The organism is Ensifer sp. Root142 (genome assembly GCF_001426785.1).
GTDB classification, from domain to species: Bacteria; Pseudomonadota; Alphaproteobacteria; order Rhizobiales; family Rhizobiaceae; genus Ensifer; species Ensifer canadensis.
Genome location: NZ_LMFK01000023.1, coordinates 189,604 through 208,405 on the forward strand (window position 1 = coordinate 189,604; position 18,802 = coordinate 208,405).

Here is an 18,802-nt window from a genome sequence, read left to right on the forward strand (position 1 = left end):
GAGCAGATCAGACCTGCATAATTTCCTTTTCCTTATCGACGAGCAAGCGGTCGATATCGGAAATCGTTTCATCGGTCATCTTTTGCACCCGCTCAGACTGAGCACGGCTAATATCCTGTCCGATGTCGCCATCCTTTTCGGCTTTTTTCAGGTCGTCCATACCATCGCGCCGAACATGGCGGACCGCGACCTTGGCCTTCTCGGCATAGTCGTGCGCCACCTTGACCAGCGACTTGCGGCGCTCCTCGTTGAGTTCAGGCAGCGGGATGCGCAGGTTCTGGCCGTCGATGATCGGGTTCAGGCCGAGGTTTGATTCGCGGATGCCACGGTCGACAGCGCCGACCATCTGCTTGTCCCATACCGAAACGGACAGCATGCGCGGTTCCGGCACGGTGATGTTTGCCACCTGATTGAGCGGAACACGCGAGCCGTAGGCTTCAACGGTTACCGGATCGAGAACATTCGCCGACGCGCGGCCGGTGCGCAGCGACGCGATATCGCTCTTGAATGCGGAGATAGCGCCGTCCATGCGACGCTTCAGTTCCTTCAGGTCTACACCTTCACTCATGGCTGGAAACTCCCGTTCTGTCTTTCATCGGCCGATAGCCGTCTTGCAGCTCTTAATTGTCGGTAACGATGGTGGCGCGGCCGCCACCCGTCAATATTTCAGCGAAGCCACCCTTCTCGTGGATCGAGAAGACGACGATCGGAATGGCGTTCTCGCGTGCGAGCGCCACCGCTGCCACGTCCATGACCGCGAGGCCCTTTTCCAGGACTGCGCTGTGGGTCAGGCGGTCGAAGCGTGTGGCCGTCGGATCCTTCTTCGGATCAGCGGAATAAATGCCGTCGACCTGCGTGCCCTTGAAGATCGCCTGTGCGCCCATTTCGGCGGCGCGCAAGGCAGCGGCAGAATCGGTCGTGAAGAACGGATTGCCCGTGCCGCCTGCAAAGATCACAACGCGTCCGAGCGACAGATGATAAAGCGTTGCGCGCTGCGAGAAGCTCTCGCAGATTTCCGGCATTGCGATTGCCGAGAGCACCACCGTGTCGATGTCGAGCTTGCGCAGAGACGTCGCCAGCGCCAGCGCGTTGATGACGGTCGCCAGCATGCCCATATGGTCGCCAGTTACCCGGTCGCCGCCCTTGGAGGCAACGGCCACGCCGCGGAAGATGTTGCCGCCGCCAACGACGACGCCCACTTCGACGCCCATGGCGCGTGCTTCGGCAATGTCGGCGGCAATGCGGTCGGCAACCGCCACATCGATACCGAAGCCCTGGCTTCCCATCAGGGCTTCACCGGAGGCTTTGAGTAGAACACGCTTGTAGATTGGCTCGGCCGACATCATCGCTCCTGAACAGATCGGTACGCGGGCGCACAAAACGGCGCGCTGCGTATAAGGACATATTGCGCTACCCGGTTTCAACCGCTGCGGAGCTTTTTCCGGCGGGTCCGGCGCATTGACGAAGCCGGATACACGAAGGGCACCGCGTTGTCACGCGATGCCCCAAGGTTTTCCAAACAAGGGTGAAGAAATCAGCCCTTGGCGACAGCCGCAACTTCGGCTGCGAAGTCCGATTCTTCCTTCTCGACGCCTTCGCCGAGCAGAAGGCGCGCCATGCCGGTCACTTCGATCGGTGCGCCAGCGAGCTTTTCAGCGTCCTTGACGGCCTGACCGACGGTGATTTCCGGGTTCATGACGAAGGCCTGCGACAGCAGGGCGACTTCTTCGAAGAACTTGCGCATACGGCCTTCGACCATCTTTTCGATGATGTTGTCCGGCTTGCCCGAAGCGCGCGACTGTTCGATGAACACGTTGCGCTCGCGCTCGGCGACAGCGGCGTCGACTTCGTCGGCGCGGATTGCCAGCGGGTTGGTGGCAGCAATGTGCATGGCGACCTGACGACCGACCGAGAACAGAACTTCCTTGTCGCCAACCGACTTCAGCGCAACGAGAACGCCGAGCTTGCCGATGCCGTCGCCGGCAGCGTTGTGGATGTAGGTGGCAACGACGCCATCTTCGACCTTGAGCAAGGCTGCGCGGCGAAGCGTCATGTTCTCGCCGATCGTGGCAATCGCGTCCTTGATCGTCTCGTCGACCGACTTGCCGGTTGCCGGGTAGTTGGCATTGGCAATGGCTTCGACAGAACCGTCGGTGCCGAGCGCGACGTTGGCAACGCCACGAACGAGTTCCTGGAAGGCTTCGTTGCGGGCAACGAAGTCGGTCTCCGAGTTGACTTCGACGACAACGGCCTTGACGCCGCCGCTGACAATACCGATGAGGCCTTCAGCAGCCGTGCGGCCCGACTTCTTGTCGGCCTTGGCGATGCCCTTGGCACGCAGCCAGTCGATCGCAGCTTCCATGTCGCCGTTGGTTTCGGCGAGCGCCTTCTTGCAATCCATCATGCCTGCGCCGGTCTTTTCGCGCAGTTCCTTCACCATTGCTGCAGTTACACTCATCTTTTTGCCTCTTTGTCTGTTTGGCTGGCGCGCTGCCCGCAAGTGGCGCGGCACCAGGAGGTGTGGCAGGGGAATGGCTTGCGTATGTGACACCGTGATGAACGCGCCCACCGCGATGATATCCGGGGCGCGGATCGCCGGCCCAAGCCGCTTCATCCCTCGCTGAAAAGAACAAGGCCGTTCAGACTTTTCATCACAAACGGCCTCGCCCCGACATTAGATTGGTGCGGCGGTTCATGCCCGCCGCGCCTTCCGATCAGGCTTCGGAGGCTTCGTCGAGCGCCGGCTCGATCATAGCTTCAGCCGATGCGCCGAGATCGCGGCCCGATGCGCCCTGCTGACGGGCAATGCCGTCGATGGCTGCACGAGCGATGAGATCGCAGTAAAGAGCGATCGCACGCGAGGCGTCGTCATTGCCCGGGATCGGGTAGTCGATCTGGTCCGGATCGCAGTTGGAGTCGATAACGGCAACAACCGGGATGCCAAGACGCTTGGCTTCGTCGATTGCAATCGATTCCTTGTTGGTGTCGATGATGAACATCAGGTCCGGCGTGCCGCCCATGTCGCGGATACCGCCGAGAGCGCGGTTGAGCTTTTCGCGTTCGCGCTCGAGGTTCAGGCGCTCCTTCTTCGTGAAGCCCGAAGCTTCCGAAGCGAGGATTTCGTCGAGCTTGCGCAGGCGCTGGATCGAGTTCGAAATCGTCTTCCAGTTGGTCATCATGCCGCCGAGCCAGCGAGCATTGACGTAGTACTGGGCCGAACGCTTGGCGGCGTCAGCAATGATTTCCGAAGCCTGGCGCTTGGTGCCGACGAACAGAACGCGGCCGCCGTTGGCGACGGTGTCGCTTACGATCTGCAGGGCGCGCGACAGCATCGGAACCGTCTGTGCGAGGTCGATGATGTGAACGTTGTTACGATCGCCGAAGATGTAGGGCTTCATCTTCGGGTTCCAGCGATGCGTCTGGTGGCCGAAGTGAACACCAGCTTCAAGCAGCTGGCGCATGCTAAAATCAGGCAATGCCATGCCTTTTCTCCTTTTCCGGTTGAACCTCCGCGAGACGTCGAGCTCATCTTTCGAAAAGCCCACCGGCGGAACGATCCGGATTTCTCCCGGAACATCCCATGCCTCACGTGTGGAATGGGCAGCCCCTTAGCGGCTACTGCCCGACAAATCAAGACTTGAAGTCTGTTTTTGTCATATCGACTACTTGCATTCCTCCGATTTGAAGACTTCGAGGTCGGCAAGCTTGCCGCTCAGCACGAAGTCGCCGTAATCCATCGTCAGGTCGCGGGTGATGCCGTTTTCGTAGAGTTTGAACGACATGCGGTAGATCGGCAGCGCGTCGCTGCTGTTGTCGTCGTTGAAATAGGAAATGGTGACCGGCCAATAATTCTCGGCGCCGAGCTTGCCGGCCTTGCCTGCATCCGGCTCATCGGGCGCCGGTTTACGCGACTTGCCGACGAAGGTCGAGGTGATCAGCGTCTTGTCGCCCGAATCGGAACCATCGAAGATCCGTGCCTCGAAAAAGCTCTCGCCCTTCTTGGCACGATCGATGACTTCGACCATGTGCTGGGTCGGAAACCGGCTTGCAGCCAGCTCGACCTCGCGCTTGTCCGGCGCGGTCAGCTCGACCTTGACGCCGGTCTTGTCGTCATGGGCCGTGCCGCGCACCTCCTTGTCGAGCTTTTCGTCGGTGAAGGAGCGGGTCAGAAAGCGGAAGTTGCCCGACTTCAGATCCTCATAGGTGGTCGTCTGCTGGTCGGTCATGCGCGTTTCTTCGCCGGTATTCACCTGCGTCACGAAACGGAAGCTGACCGTATACCCCTCGCAGGCCGATCCGTTGAACTCGTAGACCATGCGGCCGTACATGCCGGAGATACCCGAGCGGTCGGAAGCGTCTTTGAGTTCGAGATCGTAGACCGCCCGATGTGGCACGAGGACACTGGCGCTTGCCGTACCGACGCCCGAAACCGTCATCACCGCGAAGCAGGCGCTGCCTAAACTGGCGAGACCGAAGCCTTTACGAAACATCCGTTTCCTCCTGTTGGACTCGCCGGCAATGCTATAAACAAGCTTTCGGCAGAAGCGAGGCGTCACCACATTTAAATGCCGCATCCCGCTGCGATCCGGTCTGAATGCCGGATTTTAACACAAAAGACAACAACGGAGCTTTCCATGTCCGCAGAGATCGAAACGCGCCTCAAGGACCTCGGCGTCACCCTTCCCCAGGCTGCAGCCCCGGCGGCGAACTATGTGCCCTACGTCATCAGCGGCTCGATGCTCTACATCTCCGGACAGCTGCCAATGGAAGGCGGAAAGATCGCCGTTACCGGCCATGTGGGCAAGGACGTTGACGTCGCGGGCGCCCAGCGCGCCGCCGAACTCTGCGCGATCAACATTCTGGCACAAGCCAAATCCGCACTTGGCGGCGACCTCGGCCGCATCCGCCGGCTGGTCAAGATCAACGGCTTCGTTGCCTCGACACCAGAGTTCATCGAACAGCATCTCGTCCTCAACGGCGCATCCAACCTGCTTGCAAACGTCCTTGGCGACGCCGGCAAGCACGCGCGCGCTGCCGTCGGCATGGCCGCCCTGCCCTTCAATGCCGCCGTCGAGATCGACGCGGTCATCGAGATCGCGTGATCGGGTGCCGGGCATGACAGATATTTCCTGGCTGAAAGCTCAACCGATCGCCCATCGCGGCTATCACGACATGAACAAGCAAGTCTGGGAAAACACGCTTTCGGCGTTTTCCCGCGCTGTTGATGCCGGCTTTGCGATCGAATGCGACCTGCAATACACCGCCGACAGCGTGCCGGTCGTCTTCCACGACGACGACACCGAGCGGCTGTGCGGCATCAAGGGTGACGTGCGATCGAGGACGGCCGGCGAGCTCGGCCTGATGTCCATCGGCGGAACGAAGGACAGGGTGCCAACGCTGTCGCAAATGCTTCGGCTCGTCAAAGGGCGCGTGCCGCTCATCATCGAGCTCAAGGGACGCAAGGACGACGACGAGGGGTTTGCCGCCGCCGTCCTGGAAACGCTCGAAGGCTACAAAGGCCATGTCGCCCTCATGAGCTTCGACCATTGGTTGCTCAAGGATCTGAAAGCGCTCGATGCACCCTATCCGCTCGGGTTGATCGCCGAGGGGGCAAGGCCGGAGACCTTCTTCGTGCATGAAGAGGCCATGCAACTCGGCCTCGACTTCATCTCCTACCACTACGGCCATCTGCCGAACTCGTTCATCACCAAGGAACGTACGCTAGGCCGAACGATCATCACCTGGACCGTTCGCGACAGGCAGGCTGAAGAATATACCTACGCCAACGCCGATCAGATGACCTTCGAGGGTTTCGACCCGCGGGAGGCATTGATTTCCTGAGCTCATGTCCGACGCCGTCACCATCCGCATAGAGCAATCCTTCTCCGAGATACCGGCGGCGCGCTGGAACATGCTTTCCGGCGCGGCGAAGGGACGAGACGGGGCGGTCTACAACCCGTTCGTCTCGCACGCCTATCTCTCGGCGCTGGAGGAATCGGGCTCGGCCACGGCCAAAAGCGGCTGGCTCGGCCAACACCTGCTGATGGAGGGCGCTGACGGAGAGCTTCTTGGGGCGCTCGTCTGCTATCTGAAAAACCATAGCCAGGGCGAATATGTCTTCGACCACGGCTGGGCGGATGCGTTCGAGCGCGCCGGCGGTCGTTATTACCCCAAACTTCAAGGCTCCATTCCCTTCACGCCCGCAACCGGACCGAGGCTCCTGACGGTTTCGGGCCAAGACGGCTCGCCCGTACAGGACGGGCTTGCGGCAGGTCTGAAGGAGCTTGCACGGCGGCATGACGCCTCATCGGCGCATGTGACCTTCGTCCCGGATGCCGAGATGCCGGTATTCGAACGGGCAGGTTTCCTGCATCGAACCGACCAGCAGTTCCATTTCCTGAACGAAGGCTATGGCACGCACGGCGAATTCCTGGAAACGCTGGCATCCAGAAAGCGCAAGGCCCTGAAGAAGGAGCGTCGCGCCGCACTCGAAAACGGCATCACGATCGACTGGTTGACCGGCAGCGATCTGACGGAAGCAATCTGGGACCAGTTCTTCACGTTCTACATGGACACCGGCGACCGCAAATGGGGGCGCCCCTATCTCACCCGCGCCTTCTATTCGCTGATCGGCGAGCGCATGGCGGACGACATTGTGCTGGTGATGGCACGGCGCAACGGCCGCTATATCGCAGGCGCGATCAACTTCATCGGCGGCGACGCGCTCTATGGCCGCCACTGGGGCTGCATCGAGGAGCACCCCTTCCTGCATTTCGAAGTCTGCTATCACCAGGCCATCGATTTCGCCATCGCAAAGTGCCTCAAACGCGTGGAAGCCGGCGCGCAGGGCGAGCACAAGCTCGCCCGCGGCTACATGCCGGTCACGACGCATTCAGCGCACTACATCAGCCATCCCGGCCTCGCCCGGGCGGTCTCGGACTATCTCGTTCGCGAACGAAGGGATGTGGAAGAGACGGCTGAGTTTCTTGCCGAACACGGCCCTTTCCGCAAAGGTGAGCGCCAGGACGATTGAACCGCTCTCGGCGCTGGCCGGATCCAATCTACGAGGAAATACAATGAGCGTTTACGACACCAACAACATCTTCGCGAAGATCCTGCGGGGCGAGATCCCGTCGCACCGGGTCTACGAGGACGATGCGACGATCGCCTTCATGGATGTGATGCCGCAGGCTGAAGGCCACATACTGGTCGTCCCCAAAGCCGCTTCCCGCAATCTGCTGGATGCCGACGCTACGAGCCTGCCGGCACTGATCACCGCCGTTCAGAAAATCGCCGTCGCAGCCAAGGAAGCCTTCGACGCCGACGGCGTGACGATCATGCAGTTCAACGAGGCTCCTGCCGGCCAGTCCGTCTTCCACCTGCACTTCCACGTTATCCCGCGGCGCGACGGAATTCCGCTGAAGCCGCATTCCGGCACGATGGAAGATGGCGCGGTATTGGCCGCCAACGCCGAGAAAGTGCGCCAGGCACTTTAAATGCGAATCTGACGGTCGCACCAGCGGCCGTCACCGGCTGCGTATTGAGCCCCTAAAGTATGTCCCGCAAAAGTGTTCAGCGGTTTTGCGATAACGACATACGCAAAAACAAAAGCTTAAAGCGCATCAAGTGAATCTGAAAGATCGCGACGCACTTTAGAAGCCCAGCCACCATAGGCCTGCAGCCAACGTTGCGATCGTTGTTGCTATGCCGATTGCCGGTTTGCGGCCAAGCAGGAAGAATGCCGTTGCCCCTATCGCGACGGCTCCCAGACGCAGCCATAACGGCGATTGCTCAAGAACGCCTGTCGGATAGAGTATGAGCTTGGCAATGACGGCTGCGACGAGCGCAGTCGCCACCGCCCTCACCCAGTTCAATGCCTCGGAATCGTCGCGCAGCCGGTTTCCGGCGATAACACCCAGCCAGCGCCAGATGTCGGTCGCGAGCCAGCCGGCGATCGCGATGAAGGCGTAGGCCCACCAACCGTCCTGCCAGGTCATGCGCCGATCTCCCGGCGACGGCGCCAGAGCCCTTCCACCGCCCAGGCCAGCGTGCCGCCGCCAACGCCTGCGAGCAGGATGTCAAATTCAGGGGCGAGCCAATAGAACAGCGGACTGGCGATAAGACCGAAGAGCAGCGCGATGTAGACCACCGGATGACGTGCCGAATGCCAGATCGAAGCCAGGAAGTAGATCGGCGTCAGGAAGAACAGGCAGCCGGCGACAATCGGCGGAAAATCGGCGACAAAGTGATAGACGATGGCGACCAACACCATGTTGGCGACGACGAGCGTGATGCCAAAGCCGGCGAAGAAGGCAACGCGCTTCTCGCGTGGCACCGCCTGCACCTTTTCCATGGCAAAGACCCAGGCGGTGATCGCGACAAAGTGCGACAAGAACAGCAGTAGCCATGTCGGCGTTTTCGCTGTGCGCAGCTCCGGAATGAGTGCTGCAACCATCGGCATCAACCGGACAGACGAAAGCGACACAGCGAGGAAAGCAGCCGCGAGACTGGCACCGCTCATCATCGAACTGACGAGAATGACCTTGGCCGGCAGTGCCCACACCATGCCGGTCATGAAAACGACCTGCTCCGGCGGAATTCCAGCCTGAGCCGTCAGGGAACAGAAGCCGACGAAGGACAGCATCAGGATAAAGGCCGGAAGGCTGAACAGGCCACGCATCCCAGTCAGAAACCAGACGACCGACGACTGGTCGTTTTCATCACTCTTCATCAGTCATTCCGGGATTGTTTTCATTCAGAGAAACGCTGCCGGATGAGACCATCCGGCAGCGCCAAACATCATGCCCGATCGGGCTACTTCTTGCGTGGCACCTTCGGCACCGTCTTGCCCTTTCGTGGGCTCGCCTCGCCGGCAGCCTTACCGTCGTCGTCCGAAGACGACTTGGTTGCTACCTTCTTCGGCTTGGCCTTCGGTGCCGGTTCAGCGCCGACGGCTTCCTTTTCCTCGGCCTTCTTCGGTTTGGCGCTCTTCATCGCGGGGCGGGTCACTTCCGCCTTCGGCCTGATTGGCGCCGTTTCCGGAACGGCATCAAGCAGCAACCCCTTGGTTCCGTCGGCCTTCGTGCCGATCGTCACGCGCAGTACGCCGCCCTTCTTCAACTTGCCGAACAGAATCTCGTCGGCGAGCGGTTTCTTGATGTGCTCCTGGATGACGCGGGCGAGCGGCCGCGCACCCATCTTCTCGTCGTAGCCCTTCTCGGCAAGCCACGCGATGGCATCGGGCGCCAGATCGAACGTGACGTTGCGTTCGGCCAACTGGGTTTCCAGCTGCATGACGAACTTCTGCACGACCTGATGGATAACCGGCGTCGGCAGCGATGCGAACGGGATGACCGCATCGAGACGGTTGCGGAACTCGGGCGTGAACAGGCGGTTCAACGCTTCTTCGTCCTCGCCGGTGCGCTTGGACGACCCGAAGCCGATAGCGGCCCGTGCCATTTCCGAAGCGCCCGCATTGGTCGTCATGATCAGGATGACGTTACGGAAGTCGATCTTCTTGCCGTTGTGATCCGTGAGCGAGCCATGGTCCATGACCTGCAGCAGGATGTTGAACAGGTCTGGATGCGCCTTCTCGATTTCGTCAAGCAGCAGCACGCAATGCGGATGCTGGTCGACGCCATCGGTCAGAAGGCCGCCCTGGTCGAAGCCGACATAGCCGGGAGGTGCACCGAGCAGACGCGACACGGTGTGCCGCTCCATGTATTCCGACATATCGAAACGTAGGAGCTCGACGCCGAGCGACGTCGCAAGCTGCTTGGCGACTTCGGTCTTGCCGACGCCGGTCGGACCGGAGAAGACGTAGCAGCCGATCGGCTTGTTCGGTTCACGCAGGCCCGCGCGGGCGAGCTTGATCGACGAGGCAAGCGCCTCGATCGCCAGATCCTGGCCGTAGACGACGGAACGCAGTTCCTTCTCGAGGTTGGCCAGCACCGCCTCGTCGTCCTTGGAGACGGTCTTCGGCGGAATGCGGGCCATTGTCGCGACGGTGGCTTCGATCTCCCGCTCGGTGATCAGCTTGCGGCGCTTGCTGACCGGCAGCAACATCTGGGCTGCACCGGATTCGTCGATCACGTCGATCGCCTTGTCCGGCAGCTTGCGGTCGTTGATGTAGCGGGCCGAAAGCTCGACCGCCGCCTTGATCGCCTCGTTCGAGTATTTCAGATGATGATAATCCTCGAAGTAGGGCTTCAGGCCTTTCATGATCTCGATGGTATCGGCGATCGTCGGCTCGTTGACGTCGATCTTCTGGAAGCGGCGCACCAGCGCGCGGTCCTTTTCGAAGAACTGCCGGTATTCCTTGTAGGTGGTCGACCCGATGCAGCGGATCGCGCCCGACGAAAGCGCAGGCTTCAACAGGTTCGACGCATCCATAGCGCCGCCTGAGGTGGCGCCGGCACCGATGACCGTATGGATTTCATCGATGAACAGCACCGCACCCGGGTAGTCCTCGAGTTCCTTGACGACCTGCTTCAGGCGCTCTTCGAAATCGCCGCGATAGCGCGTTCCGGCCAGCAGCGTGCCCATGTCGAGCGAAAAGATCGTCGCGTCCTGGAGCGCCTCCGGCACCTTCTTTTCGATGATGCGCTTGGCAAGGCCCTCGGCGATCGCCGTCTTGCCGACGCCGGGGTCGCCGACATAGAGCGGGTTGTTCTTCGAACGGCGGCAGAGAACCTGGATCGTGCGGTTGACCTCGGCGTGGCGGCCGATCAGAGGATCGATCTTGCCGGACTTCGCCTTTTCGTTGAGATTGACGCAATAGGCCGTCAGGGCATCCTGCTGCTTTTTGGCGCTTGCCTCTTCGTTTTCGCGTGCAGGCTTCTGCTCGGATTCGTGTTCCTCAGCTCCGCGCACCGGACGTGCCTCGGAGCTTCCCGGCCGTTTGCCGATACCGTGCGAGATGAAGTTGACCGCGTCGTAGCGCGTCATCTCCTGCTCCTGCAGGAAATAGGCGGCATGGCTCTCGCGCTCGGCGAAGATGGCAACGAGAACGTTCGCCCCCGTCACTTCCTCGCGTCCGGACGATTGGACATGAATGACGGCGCGCTGGATGACGCGCTGGAAACCGGCGGTCGGCTTCGAATCCTCGTCATAGCCGGTGATCAGGTTCGACAATTCGTTGTCGACATAATCTGTCACGGTCTTGCGCAGCGTCTCGAGATTGACGTTGCACGCGCCCATCACGGCCGCTGCGTCGGCATCGTCGATCAATGCCAGAAGCAGATGCTCAAGCGTCGCATATTCGTGGTGGCGCTCGTTGGCAAAAGTCAGTGCCTGGTGCAGCGCCTTTTCGAGGCTGGGCGAAAATGTTGGCACGTTAGTTCCTCATTTCTTTTCCATGACGCATTGCAACGGATGCTGATGCTGGCGGGCGAAATCCATCACCTGCGTCACCTTCGTTTCGGCGACTTCGTACGTAAAGACGCCGCACTCCCCCACACCGTGATTGTGGACGTGGAGCATAATGCGAGTCGCCTCTTCCGGGTTCTTCTGAAAAAAACGTTCCAGAATGTGGATGACAAACTCCATTGGCGTGTAATCGTCATTCAAAAGCAGAACGCGATACAAACTCGGCTTCTTGGTCTTCGGCTTGGTGCGCGTGATGACGGAGGTGCTGCGATTGCTTCCGCCTCCTTCGTCGTCGCTTCCTTGCTGCATCCGGACCGGCATGGCGATCATTCGTGTCTTTTCCTTAGTACAAGCCGCGGATCCATCTGATGTGGCCGCAGCGTGCTTGCCCTTTATCTAATGGTTCGTTTCTAGATTTTAAGACCGAACCAACGCACTGCAATCATAATCGCACGGAGAGGCAGAAGATTGATCAACTTTCTTCGATCCACCGCGAAGTGCGCGAAACAGCAAAAAGGCCGGTCGCTGTATCGGCGACCGGCCTTCCAAATGACGGCAATGATCCGTTGCGTTACGCGGCAGCAGCAGCCTTGACCGCTGCGGTTGCCTTGGCAACCGGCGCTTCGTACGGCTTGTAGGCGTCCTTGGCGAGGTCGGCATACATCTCGCCGATCTTGGTTGCCTCGGCAAAGAAGCCTTCATAGCTCGACTTCAGGAAATTGGTCTGCAGTTCGAAGGCCGTCTCGACGCTCTTGACGCTGGAGAGCTTCTCCACATGGGCAACGCTGTCTTCGAAGGACTTCTTGGAAAAATCGGCAGCCTCGGTCGCAATGGCCTGAAGGCCCTTGGTCCAGGCGGAATAGCTTTTCACAGCCACGTCAATGGCTTCTTTGCTTTTCTTGTTTGCATCATCGAAGTTGAACATCGGGTGTCTCCTTAGTGACGGCCTGATCTGAAGGCTTTAGTTTATGTGCACTGCACAAAAAGTCAAGTCCAGCGTGCAGTGCAATAAAACACAATACTTGCAACAGCTTGATGAAAAAACGCAGCCGACGTTCAAAATTCTTCGACTTTACGCCCTGAAAAAACATGAAAGCATTGAAAAACCCGGCGCGATCGCTCGCCACCGGGTCATTTCCTGAAACCATCGATCAGCGACTTAGAGGTCGATGTCAAGGATCGCCATGGAGAAGTTGTAGGACAGTTCGCCATCTTCTTCGTCGCGGAAGACGACGCCGAGGAATTCGTCACCGAGATAGACTTCAGCCGACTCGTCCTTCTTCGGGCGAGCCTTGACGACCATCGACTGGTTGAACGTGCGCTTGAGGTAGGCTTCAAGCTTGCGGATTTCTTCGGGCTTCAAATGTCTTCTCCGTAGCCGTTTTTGATGTGCGGCGCTTCTCGCACGCTGCATTGGCGGGTGTAAACCCCTCGAAAGCAGCTACGCACCGGTTCCCGATGGTTCAAATTTCGAAGCTGCTCAGGATCTGGTCCATCTGGCGCGACGGTTCGGAACACCCGGCTTCGCCGACGACCTTGGCGGGAACGCCCGCAACCGTCGTTTTCGGCGGCACCGGTTTGAGGACGACCGAGCCGGCAGCAATGCGCGAGCAGTGGCCGATGTGGATATTGCCGAGGATCTTGGCGCCTGCACCGATCAGCACGCCGTCGGCGATCTTCGGATGACGGTCGCTGCCTTCCTTGCCGGTGCCGCCAAGCGTGACCCCATGCAGGATTGAAACGTTGTCGCCGATGACAGCGGTTTCGCCGACCACCAGCCCGGTGGCGTGATCGAGGAAGATACCGCGGCCGATCCGGGCAGCCGGATTGATGTCGGTCTGGTAGACGCTGGATGCCCTGCTCTGCAGATAGAACGCGAAATCCCGGCGCCCGCGCTTCAGGAGCCAATGGGCGAGACGGTGCGTCTGGATCGCGTGAAAGCCTTTGAAGTAAAGCACGGGCTCAAGGAAGCGGGTGCAGGCCGGGTCTCGATCGTAGACGGCCTGGATGTCGACGCGCAGGATCGCGCCCCATTCCGGCCAATCCTCCAGCATTTCGGCAAATGTCTGCCGCAGCAGGTTCGCCTGCAGATCGGGATGATCGAGGCGCTCGCAGATACGGTAGATGACGCTTTCTTCCAGCGAATGCTGGTTGACGACCGTCGAATAGAGGAACGCTGCCAGCATCGGATCCTGCTCGGCGGCAAGACGGGCCTCCTCGCGCAGGCTGCTCCAGATCGGGTCCATCAACTTGAGGGATTCCGTCTGACGAAGTTCGGTCGTCGCGACCATCGTCGCACTCCTTCTTAATCGGTCGATGCCTTCAATATAGGGGAAATCCGGCAGGACATAAATGGCCGGGCCACAGTTCGACCAGAGGTCGTAGACACACCTAAGCTCGCCCCACCTCTTCGAGAAATTCGAGTACCGCCTTCTTGAACACCCGATCACCGACCGCAAGCATATGGTCCCTGCCCGGAATATCAAGCGCACAGGCATTCGGCATCAGGTCTGCAAGTTCCTGCGGCGAGCCGGCGATATCGTCCGTTGTGCCGACGCCGATCAAGGTCGGAGCGTCGATGCGGCCCATATCCTCGGCGGTCAGAAGGTCACGCGACGTCGATATGCAGGCGGCCAGTGCCTGACGATCGCTCTTGGTCTGGTCGGCAAACGCGCGGAACATGCGGCCGCGTGCATGCGTCACCACATCGAGCGACGGCGCAACCAGCGCGTCGGCGATCGGGTCCCAATCGCCGACCCCGGTGACCATGCCCATACCGAGGCCACCGAACACCAGAGAGCGCACGCGGTCGGGATGGGCAAGCGCCAGGAATGCGGAGATGCGCGCGCCCATCGAATAGCCCATCACATGCGCCTCTGCGATGCCGAGATGCCCGAGCAGTGCGACCGCATCGCCGGCCATCTGCTGGGGATGGTAGAGGGCTGGATCGTATGGCTTGCTACTTTTGCCATGGCCACGGTTGTCGAACGCGATTACCCGGTAACCGGCATCGCCAAGCGTCTTCAGCCAGCCGGGAAAAACCCAGTTGACGTTGGCGCTCGAAGCAAAGCCGTGAACGAGCAGGATCGGCGCACCGGAAGGATCGCCCTCGTCGAAGAAGGCGATATCCAGCCCTTCATGCGTGAAGTGCGAAAATGGCGGCGGATTGAGATCCATCATTCTGGTCCTTGAGGCGGCATCGGTTTGGCGCAACCTAATTTGTCGTCCCGTAGAGGGGAACCCCGGCCCGGCAAAAACCACAGGTGCGGCGTGTTTGCCGCTACACTTTTGCAACAAAGCTCACTATGGTGCCGGCAAATTCGACCCTCAAAGACTTGCATACATCGGAGCATGACATGGCCGGCCACAGCATCCCCCATTTCCAGAATGACGGCGGACATCAGGCAATCGAGATCGGCGTCAAGGAATTCATGTGCACCGGCGCGTCCGTTCCCTACGACCACCCGCACATCTTCATCGACATGGGCGACGACAATGAAAAGGTCTGCTCCTACTGCTCGACGCTCTATCGCTACAATCCGAAGCTGAAGGCGACCGAAACCAACCCGCCGGGCTGTCTCTTCACCTTCCAGGCGACCTGATACCCGCGCGGATGTCAACCGCGGTCGCGATCGTCGGTGCCGGCATCGGCGGGCTCACGGCGGCCCTGTGCCTCGCGCATCGCGGCTTCGACGTCGACATTATCGAACAGGCGGCCGTTCTGACCGAAGTCGGCGCCGGGCTTCAGCTTTCCCCGAATGCATCGCGCATCCTCAGCGAACTCGGCTTGCTCGACGCGCTCGAATCCGTCTGGACCGAGCCGGATGCGATCACGCTCGTCGATGGAAAGTCGCTTCGCGCGCTTGCACGCGTTCCCTCGGGGCGTTTTGCCCGTGACCGCTGGAGCGCGCCCTACGGCGTGTTACACCGGGCAAGCCTTCAACGAATCCTGATTGCCGCCGTGACGGCCGAGCCGCGCTGCCGTCTCCACCTGGGACACCGCATCGAAGGCGATGCCGAACAGGCGATTGCCTCCACTACCGGGCGGACGCCGGCGCTGATCATCGGTGCCGATGGCATCTGGTCGCGCCTGCGCAATGCGATTGCGGGTGCTGGCACCGTCCAGTTTTCGGGCAATGTCGCCTGGCGCTTGACGGTCACGCGCGCTGCCGCCGACAACCTTCTGCAGCCGGATCGCGTTACCGCCTTTCTTGGCGCACGGGCGCATCTTGTCGCCTATCCCCTGCGAGAAATTGGCGGCTTCAACCTGGTTGCGATCATCGAAGGCAAGGAAACCGACGGCGTCTGGGTCGGCAAGGATTCCGAAGTCAGGCGTCGCGACTACCTTGACGCCTTCTCAACCTGGAACAACGGCCTGCAAACATTGCTGAAAAACGCCGACGCGCCGACCTATTGGCCACTTTGCACAGTGACTGACGGCGCTTGGCAGGATGGACGAAAGATCGTTCTGATCGGGGACGCTGCCCATGCGATGACGCCGTTTGCGGCGCAAGGCGCTGCCATGGCGATCGAAGATGCAGACGCACTTGCAGCCTGCCTCAGCAGCGCAAACGACATCAGCGAAGCGCTGAGGGCCTTCGAGGCCACACGCCGGCCACGCATCGCCCAAGTGCGCCGCCGCGCCGCTTTCAACCGCTTCGCCTACCACGCCCGCGGCCCGTTCCGGCTCGGGCGAGATATCGTCCTGTCGATGAAGGGTCCGGAAGCGCTCGCAGCCGATTTCGATTGGCTCTACGGCTACGGCGCTCCCGAACGCTAAAAACGGTCAGACTGCCCTTGCTGCGGCAAGTCCCGCCTCGATATCCCGGCGAATATCGGCAACATCCTCAAGACCGATCTGCAGGCGAAGGACCGGCCCCTCGGTCGGCGCCAACGCCACCTTTCGATCCGACAGGCCAACGTGAAGCGCCAGACTTTCGAAGCCGCCCCAGGAATATCCAAGGCCGAACAGCGACAGCGCATCGAGGAACGCGTGCGCCTTCGCCTTGAAGCGCTCGGGGCTTTCAGCTTTCAGCACGAAGGAAAAGATGCCGCTCGCCCCGGTAAAATCGCGCTTCCAGAGGTCGTGGCCGGGGAAGCTCGGAAGCGCCGGATGCAGAACGCGGGCAACCTCATCACGGCCTTCCAGCCACGTGGCGAGCGACAGCGCGCTTTCCTGGTGCCGCTCGAGGCGGATGCCCATGGTGCGCAGCCCGCGCAGGATCTGGTAGCTGTCATCCGGAGACACGCAGACGCCGAGCGTGACCATGGCTTCCGTCAGCGCCGGCCAATGGGCGGCGTTGGCGGAGACCGTGCCGAGCAGCACGTCGGAATGGCCTGAGGGATATTTGGTGGAAGCATGGATCGACACGTCGACGCCATGGTCGAGCGGTTTGAAATAGACCGGTGTCGCCCAGGTGTTGTCCATGGTGACAACGCAGCCGTGGCGGTGCGCGACGTCGGCTATCGCCCGGATATCCTGCATCTCGAACGTATTGGAGCCTGGCGCCTCCGTATGAACCAGGCGCGTGTTCGGGCGAACCAGGCTTTCGATCGCAGCGCCAATCATCGGGTCGTAATATTCGACGGTAACGCCGAGACGCTTCAGCATCGTGTCGCAGAAATGCCGGGTCGGGAAATAGACCGAATCGACGATGAGCGCATGGTCGCCGGACGAGAGATAGGCGAGGAACGGCACGGTGACGGCAGCAAGGCCCGAGGGAACGAGGATCGTGCCTGCAGCTCCCTCGAGCTCGTTGATCGCGTCACAGAGCGCATCCGTCGTCGGTGTGCCACGGGTGCCGTAGGTGTATTTCTGCTCGCGCGTCTCCATCGCCCTGGCGTTCGGGAACAGCACCGTGGACGCGTGAACGACCGGTGGATTGACGAAACCGAAATAGTCGGAAGGTTTGTTTCCGGTATGGGCCAGTCGGGTGTTGATACCCATCTTGCCATTCACATTGCCGCTGTCTGCCATTGAATATTCCGATGTTGAAAAACCGATCCGGAACTCTTCGAACGCCCTACAACCGCGGTCAAGTGGCAAAATCCGACAAAGGCGCTTTGCGACCGAAAGCAGCAGCCATTGACGAATTTTCGCCCAGCAATTGCCCGTTCTCTGCAAAACCTGCCTAAACTTCTGGCTTATTTCAGGTTTTTTACTCGCAAGTTCAGAAAATCGGCGACGTCTCTTGACCCTCATTGATTTTGAGCATGAGATAGATTGCACTCGCGCCATGAGGGTGGCGGAGGCTGCACGCGCAGGGAGACGCGCTGGTGCAGACGGGAACGAACGACAACAGAAAAAGGTTCTAAAAATGGCAAGAAGAATTCTGACAGCCCTCGTTGGCGCTGCTGTCATGGGGATTGGCGCACATGCGGCTTCGGCTGCGACACTCGATGACGTGAAGGCCAAGGGCTTTGTCCAATGCGGCGTGAATACCGGCCTCGCCGGCTTCGCTGCCCCGGACGCTTCGGGCAACTGGAGCGGATTCGACATTGATTATTGCAAGGCGATCGCTGCCGCGATCTTCGCGGATGGCTCCAAGGTAAAATACACACCCACTTCGGCCAAGGAACGTTTCCCGGCCCTGCAGTCCGGTGAAGTCGACGTGCTTGCCCGTAACACCACGTGGACGATCAACCGCGACACCGCTCTCGGCTTCAACTTCCGCCCGGTCAACTATTACGACGGCCAGGGCTTCATGGTCCGCAAGGGCCTGAACGTTAAGTCGGCCCTCGAACTCTCCGGCGCCGCCGTCTGCGTACAGACCGGCACCACCACCGAGCTCAACCTTGCCGACTATTTCAAGTCCAACAACCTGCAGTACAACCCGGTCGTCTTCGAAAAGCTCGACGAAGTGAACGCGGCCTATGACGCCGGTCGTTGCGACGTCTACACCACCGACCAGTCGGGCCTCTATTCGCTGCGCCTGACGCTTTCCAAGCCCGACGATCACATGATCCTGCCGGAAATCATCTCGAAGGAGCCGCTTGGTCCGGCCGTCCGCCAGGGTGACGACCAGTGGTTCGATATCGTCAGCTGGGTTCACTACGCGCTGATCCAGGCCGAAGAGTTCGGCGTCACGCAGGCAAACGTCGAAGAAATGAAGAAGTCCACCAACCCGGACGTTCAGCGCTTCCTCGGCGTCGAAGCTGACAGCAAGATCGGCACCGACCTCGGCCTCACCAACGAATGGGCCGTCAACGTCATCAAGGCAGTCGGCAACTACGGCGAAGTCTTCGACCGTAACATTGGCGCCGGCAGCCCGCTGAAGATCGAACGCGGCCTCAACGCGCTGTGGAGCAAGGGCGGAATTCAGTACGCTCCTCCGGTCCGTTAAGACGGCCCGACACGAAAGGGGGAAGCGGCACGCCGCTTCCCCATCCCAACGATAAAAACACCCAAAAGGGTGACAAGGGGAAAGAGGCATTG

22 protein-coding genes are annotated in these 18,802 nt (G+C 60.3%); 7 read left to right on the top strand and 15 right to left on the bottom strand.

Annotation, left to right across the window (positions count from 1 at the left end; genetic code table 11):
* Window positions 1-7: 7 nt before the first annotated feature.
* The 5 genes from frr to ASD52_RS21970 form a co-directional block, all read right to left on the bottom strand.
* Window positions 8-568 (bottom strand): ribosome recycling factor, encoded by a 561-nt coding sequence (gene frr / locus ASD52_RS21950; protein ID WP_025426821.1) that lies wholly within the window; start codon window positions 566-568, stop codon window positions 8-10.
* A gap of 52 nt (window positions 569-620) precedes the next feature.
* On the bottom strand, window positions 621-1,343 hold the full coding sequence (gene pyrH / locus ASD52_RS21955; RefSeq protein ID WP_025426820.1) for a UMP kinase: 723 nt from the start codon (window positions 1,341-1,343) through the stop codon (window positions 621-623).
* Window positions 1,344-1,534: 191 nt separating this feature from the next.
* Window positions 1,535-2,458, bottom strand: coding sequence for a translation elongation factor Ts (gene tsf / locus ASD52_RS21960; RefSeq protein WP_025426819.1), 924 nt, complete (start codon window positions 2,456-2,458; stop codon window positions 1,535-1,537).
* Between the two features lie 256 nt (window positions 2,459-2,714).
* Window positions 2,715-3,482 (bottom strand): 30S ribosomal protein S2, encoded by a 768-nt coding sequence (rpsB, locus tag ASD52_RS21965; protein ID WP_038576045.1) that lies wholly within the window; start codon window positions 3,480-3,482, stop codon window positions 2,715-2,717.
* 180 nt (window positions 3,483-3,662) lie between these two features.
* Window positions 3,663-4,490, bottom strand: coding sequence for a cell envelope integrity EipB family protein (locus tag ASD52_RS21970; RefSeq protein WP_025426817.1), 828 nt, complete (start codon window positions 4,488-4,490; stop codon window positions 3,663-3,665).
* A 144-nt stretch (window positions 4,491-4,634) separates the two neighbouring features.
* On the opposite strand from ASD52_RS21970, the gene ASD52_RS21975 reads away from it, so the two are divergent.
* The 4 genes from ASD52_RS21975 to ASD52_RS21990 are packed head-to-tail and all read left to right on the top strand — an operon-like array spanning window position 4,635 to window position 7,496.
* Window positions 4,635-5,102 (top strand): RidA family protein, encoded by a 468-nt coding sequence (locus ASD52_RS21975; protein ID WP_025426816.1) that lies wholly within the window; start codon window positions 4,635-4,637, stop codon window positions 5,100-5,102.
* A 13-nt stretch (window positions 5,103-5,115) separates the two neighbouring features.
* Entirely contained in the window at window positions 5,116-5,841 is a 726-nt protein-coding gene (locus tag ASD52_RS21980) for a glycerophosphodiester phosphodiesterase (protein WP_057214206.1), read from the top strand.
* A 4-nt stretch (window positions 5,842-5,845) separates the two neighbouring features.
* A complete protein-coding gene (locus ASD52_RS21985) occupies window positions 5,846-7,033 on the top strand; it encodes a GNAT family N-acetyltransferase (RefSeq protein ID WP_057205064.1) in 1,188 nt (395 codons plus the stop codon).
* 43 nt (window positions 7,034-7,076) lie between these two features.
* Window positions 7,077-7,496: an HIT family protein gene (locus ASD52_RS21990; protein ID WP_025426813.1), complete on the top strand. Its 420-nt coding sequence runs from the start codon at window positions 7,077-7,079 to the stop codon at window positions 7,494-7,496.
* Window positions 7,497-7,652: 156 nt separating this feature from the next.
* On the opposite strand, the gene ASD52_RS21995 is transcribed toward ASD52_RS21990, so the two are convergent.
* The 9 genes from ASD52_RS21995 to ASD52_RS22030 all read right to left on the bottom strand — a co-directional run bounded on the left by ASD52_RS21995 (window position 7,653) and on the right by ASD52_RS22030 (window position 14,544).
* On the bottom strand, window positions 7,653-7,997 hold the full coding sequence (locus tag ASD52_RS21995; RefSeq protein ID WP_038576042.1) for an AzlD domain-containing protein: 345 nt from the start codon (window positions 7,995-7,997) through the stop codon (window positions 7,653-7,655).
* A complete protein-coding gene (locus ASD52_RS22000; protein ID WP_025426811.1) occupies window positions 7,994-8,731 on the bottom strand; it encodes an AzlC family ABC transporter permease in 738 nt (245 codons plus the stop codon). The genes ASD52_RS21995 and ASD52_RS22000 overlap by 4 nt, the downstream gene beginning before the upstream one ends.
* A gap of 83 nt (window positions 8,732-8,814) precedes the next feature.
* Window positions 8,815-11,334, bottom strand: coding sequence for an ATP-dependent Clp protease ATP-binding subunit ClpA (gene clpA / locus ASD52_RS22005; protein ID WP_025426810.1), 2,520 nt, complete (start codon window positions 11,332-11,334; stop codon window positions 8,815-8,817).
* Window positions 11,335-11,343: 9 nt separating this feature from the next.
* On the bottom strand, window positions 11,344-11,697 hold the full coding sequence (gene clpS / locus ASD52_RS22010; protein WP_025426809.1) for an ATP-dependent Clp protease adapter ClpS: 354 nt from the start codon (window positions 11,695-11,697) through the stop codon (window positions 11,344-11,346).
* A gap of 241 nt (window positions 11,698-11,938) precedes the next feature.
* Complete coding sequence (locus ASD52_RS22015; RefSeq protein WP_025426808.1) at window positions 11,939-12,292, bottom strand: phasin family protein; 354 nt, start codon at window positions 12,290-12,292, stop codon at window positions 11,939-11,941.
* Window positions 12,276-12,494 (bottom strand): hypothetical protein, encoded by a 219-nt coding sequence (locus ASD52_RS38680; RefSeq protein ID WP_128090394.1) that lies wholly within the window; start codon window positions 12,492-12,494, stop codon window positions 12,276-12,278. Before ASD52_RS38680 ends, ASD52_RS22015 begins: the two co-directional genes overlap by 17 nt.
* Before the next feature lie 32 nt (window positions 12,495-12,526).
* Entirely contained in the window at window positions 12,527-12,730 is a 204-nt protein-coding gene (locus tag ASD52_RS22020) for a DUF3126 family protein (RefSeq protein ID WP_003535016.1), read from the bottom strand.
* 100 nt (window positions 12,731-12,830) lie between these two features.
* A complete protein-coding gene (cysE, locus tag ASD52_RS22025; protein ID WP_025426807.1) occupies window positions 12,831-13,658 on the bottom strand; it encodes a serine O-acetyltransferase in 828 nt (275 codons plus the stop codon).
* Window positions 13,659-13,758: 100 nt separating this feature from the next.
* The gene (locus ASD52_RS22030) at window positions 13,759-14,544 is read right to left on the bottom strand and encodes an alpha/beta hydrolase (RefSeq protein ID WP_025426806.1); all 786 of its coding nucleotides are present in this window, start codon (window positions 14,542-14,544) and stop codon (window positions 13,759-13,761) included.
* Between the two features lie 179 nt (window positions 14,545-14,723).
* On the opposite strand from ASD52_RS22030, the gene ASD52_RS22035 reads away from it, so the two are divergent.
* A complete protein-coding gene (locus ASD52_RS22035; RefSeq protein ID WP_025426805.1) occupies window positions 14,724-14,969 on the top strand; it encodes a zinc-finger domain-containing protein in 246 nt (81 codons plus the stop codon).
* Between the two features lie 11 nt (window positions 14,970-14,980).
* Window positions 14,981-16,147, top strand: a complete 1,167-nt coding sequence (locus ASD52_RS22040; RefSeq protein ID WP_025426804.1) for an FAD-dependent monooxygenase — start codon at window positions 14,981-14,983, stop codon at window positions 16,145-16,147.
* Between the two features lie 6 nt (window positions 16,148-16,153).
* On the opposite strand, the gene ASD52_RS22045 is transcribed toward ASD52_RS22040, so the two are convergent.
* Window positions 16,154-17,344 carry a cystathionine beta-lyase gene (locus tag ASD52_RS22045; RefSeq protein WP_025426803.1) on the bottom strand — a complete coding sequence of 397 codons (1,191 nt, stop codon included), beginning with the start codon at window positions 17,342-17,344 and terminating at the stop codon, window positions 16,154-16,156.
* Window positions 17,345-17,684: 340 nt separating this feature from the next.
* Here ASD52_RS22045 and ASD52_RS22050 point away from each other — a divergent pair, with 340 nt between their 5' ends.
* The gene (locus tag ASD52_RS22050) at window positions 17,685-18,710 is read left to right on the top strand and encodes an amino acid ABC transporter substrate-binding protein (protein ID WP_025426802.1); all 1,026 of its coding nucleotides are present in this window, start codon (window positions 17,685-17,687) and stop codon (window positions 18,708-18,710) included.
* The last annotated feature ends 92 nt before the right edge of the window (window positions 18,711-18,802 follow it).

Bases quoted from the DNA above. Each gene is read 5' to 3' on its own strand.
- ASD52_RS22000 (WP_025426811.1), bottom strand. From the start codon at position 8,731: ATGAAGAGTGATGAAAACGACCAGTCGTCGGTCGTCTGGTTTCTGACT.
- ASD52_RS22050 (WP_025426802.1), top strand. From the start codon at position 17,685: ATGGCAAGAAGAATTCTGACAGCCCTCGTTGGCGCTGCTGTCATGGGG.
- frr (WP_025426821.1), bottom strand. From the start codon at position 568: ATGAGTGAAGGTGTAGACCTGAAGGAACTGAAGCGTCGCATGGACGGC.
- ASD52_RS22015 (WP_025426808.1), bottom strand. From the start codon at position 12,292: ATGTTCAACTTCGATGATGCAAACAAGAAAAGCAAAGAAGCCATTGAC.
- pyrH (WP_025426820.1), bottom strand. From the start codon at position 1,343: ATGTCGGCCGAGCCAATCTACAAGCGTGTTCTACTCAAAGCCTCCGGT.
- rpsB (WP_038576045.1), bottom strand. From the start codon at position 3,482: ATGGCATTGCCTGATTTTAGCATGCGCCAGCTGCTTGAAGCTGGTGTT.
- ASD52_RS21985 (WP_057205064.1), top strand. From the start codon at position 5,846: ATGTCCGACGCCGTCACCATCCGCATAGAGCAATCCTTCTCCGAGATA.
- clpS (WP_025426809.1), bottom strand. From the start codon at position 11,697: ATGATCGCCATGCCGGTCCGGATGCAGCAAGGAAGCGACGACGAAGGA.
- ASD52_RS22035 (WP_025426805.1), top strand. From the start codon at position 14,724: ATGGCCGGCCACAGCATCCCCCATTTCCAGAATGACGGCGGACATCAG.
- ASD52_RS21995 (WP_038576042.1), bottom strand. From the start codon at position 7,997: ATGACCTGGCAGGACGGTTGGTGGGCCTACGCCTTCATCGCGATCGCC.
- ASD52_RS21975 (WP_025426816.1), top strand. From the start codon at position 4,635: ATGTCCGCAGAGATCGAAACGCGCCTCAAGGACCTCGGCGTCACCCTT.
- ASD52_RS21970 (WP_025426817.1), bottom strand. From the start codon at position 4,490: ATGTTTCGTAAAGGCTTCGGTCTCGCCAGTTTAGGCAGCGCCTGCTTC.
- ASD52_RS22030 (WP_025426806.1), bottom strand. From the start codon at position 14,544: ATGGATCTCAATCCGCCGCCATTTTCGCACTTCACGCATGAAGGGCTG.
- ASD52_RS21980 (WP_057214206.1), top strand. From the start codon at position 5,116: ATGACAGATATTTCCTGGCTGAAAGCTCAACCGATCGCCCATCGCGGC.
- ASD52_RS21990 (WP_025426813.1), top strand. From the start codon at position 7,077: ATGAGCGTTTACGACACCAACAACATCTTCGCGAAGATCCTGCGGGGC.
- ASD52_RS22040 (WP_025426804.1), top strand. From the start codon at position 14,981: ATGTCAACCGCGGTCGCGATCGTCGGTGCCGGCATCGGCGGGCTCACG.
- cysE (WP_025426807.1), bottom strand. From the start codon at position 13,658: ATGGTCGCGACGACCGAACTTCGTCAGACGGAATCCCTCAAGTTGATG.
- tsf (WP_025426819.1), bottom strand. From the start codon at position 2,458: ATGAGTGTAACTGCAGCAATGGTGAAGGAACTGCGCGAAAAGACCGGC.
- ASD52_RS22045 (WP_025426803.1), bottom strand. From the start codon at position 17,344: ATGGCAGACAGCGGCAATGTGAATGGCAAGATGGGTATCAACACCCGA.